This is a genomic window from Sphingobacterium sp. UBA1897 (assembly GCF_002337775.1).
Lineage (GTDB): Bacteria > Bacteroidota > Bacteroidia > Sphingobacteriales > Sphingobacteriaceae > Sphingobacterium > Sphingobacterium siyangense.
In genome coordinates this window covers 1-1,618 of record NZ_DDGR01000010.1, presented here as the reverse complement: position 1 = coordinate 1,618, position 1,618 = coordinate 1, and the positions used below count along the sequence as shown (strand labels likewise).

Here is a 1,618-nt window from a genome sequence, read left to right as displayed (position 1 = left end):
ATTAAATAATGGAAGCGAAATCATTTTATATCCCAATTTATCATAGAATATTTCTTTGGTCAATTTGTCACACAGCGCAACATCATAGAAATAAGGCCGTTCTGTGACACTGGCGGTGTTACCATTCGCAGATAAATATGGGTAGTTTATGATATACTTAGTGTTATCCACTAGGTATATCATATCTAATGTTGGAATTAACATTTGAAACGCCATCCGCTGAAGCTATGATTTAGTATTACTTAGCAATCTAACAAGTTCCTTTACAGAGTCGTTGGGTGGTGCGGCAAAATCTTTTATTCCGTCAATTGTTTCCATGCAAAGAGGCGCAGCCCTTTCAAACATGATATCTTCATAAGCTGAAATTGCCTCTTTAAGGTTGGCTTGCCTTCCACTAGTTAGGCATGCACACAGATCCAAAGCGTCCATCATGGCCAGATTTACGCCTTCACCATTCGGAGGCATCAAATGCGCGGCATCCCCAATGAGGGTAAGATTACTTTTAGAAGCCCACCTTATCGATAAAGGAAAATAGTTAAGTGGGCGCCATGTGAAATGTTCACTGGCTTCAAAAAGCATGAAGAAGACAGGATTCCAATTTACAAAATGTTTTTTTAAATACCCGCTAACTTCTATAGGATTACCAAAATCTATACCACTGGATATACCCCAGTTTTCCGGATACATTGAGGCTGCATAAAAAGTGAATCCGCCATCGCCTCTGGGCTGGACAACCAGGGTGGCCCCATCTCCCATAGCCATCAGATTCCCTTGATTAACGAGTTCGTACATTTCCGGGCATCCAATCTCGGGATGATCTATTTCGCCCTGGATAATTGCTGCTCCGGAATAAAGAGCTTTCAAATCAGTCAGATAGGGACGAACCTTGGAGCGGTAACCGTCCGATCCGATGACCAGATCAGCAGCCGCGGTCATTCCGTTCTCAAATTTTAATTCCCATTTATCTTCAATTTCCCGCAAACCTATAAGCTGGCTATCCCAAACTACGGTACCAGGAAGCAGTCCGTCGATTAGGAGATCTCTCTCAGCGCTCCTCTATCGATTTCTGGTCGGAAATGTTCATCTCCGAATACGGGTTCTTCGTCTCGCTGACTCTCATCCATCAGCATATTTCCCTGCGGATCAAGCAGACGATATTTGTCGGCACCCTTCATGTAGTTTGCTTTAAAAGCCTCCATAAGTCCGGTCGCCTCCATCGCTTTAAGACCTGAATCAAAGTGCAGATCTACAATAGCTCCCTGTACGCGTGCGGCTTGACCAAAATCTCTTTCATACACTTTAACCTGTGCACCTTTCATTTGCAGCAGCCTGGCCAATGTCAGACCACCTGGACCACCTCCAACGATGGCTATCTTTTTTTCGCTTAACATTTCTATCTTTTTTAATGATACAAAGGAACGGCGGAAAAAAAGGCGATACAATAACGAGATGCTGTAACTTTAGGACTATTCGCGGTTTTTAGCGATAAAGGCACTCGGTGACATTCCTACCGCTTTGCTGAACAGCCGTGTAAAGTAGGAAAAGTCATCGTAGCCTAGTTCATCTGCAATCTCTTTCACTGACTTCCCGGAATGATAAAGCAGCCGTTTGGCCTCCA

3 protein-coding genes and 1 pseudogene are annotated in these 1,618 nt (G+C 43.8%); all 4 read right to left on the bottom strand.

Going from position 1 to position 1,618, the window contains the following annotated elements; all coding sequences use genetic code 11:
• Positions 1 to 183, bottom strand: a pseudogene (locus B4N43_RS07420) (hypothetical protein); the annotation flags it as partial.
• A 42-nt stretch (positions 184 to 225) separates the two neighbouring features.
• Complete coding sequence (locus B4N43_RS07415; RefSeq protein WP_286733864.1) at positions 226 to 981, bottom strand: FAD-dependent oxidoreductase; 756 nt, start codon at positions 979 to 981, stop codon at positions 226 to 228.
• 50 nt (positions 982 to 1,031) lie between these two features.
• Positions 1,032 to 1,391, bottom strand: a complete 360-nt coding sequence (locus B4N43_RS07410) for an FAD-dependent oxidoreductase (RefSeq protein ID WP_286733861.1) — start codon at positions 1,389 to 1,391, stop codon at positions 1,032 to 1,034.
• Between the two features lie 75 nt (positions 1,392 to 1,466).
• Entirely contained in the window at positions 1,467 to 1,604 is a 138-nt protein-coding gene (locus B4N43_RS07405) for a helix-turn-helix domain-containing protein (RefSeq protein WP_414711894.1), read from the bottom strand.
• Positions 1,605 to 1,618 lie beyond the last annotated feature (14 nt).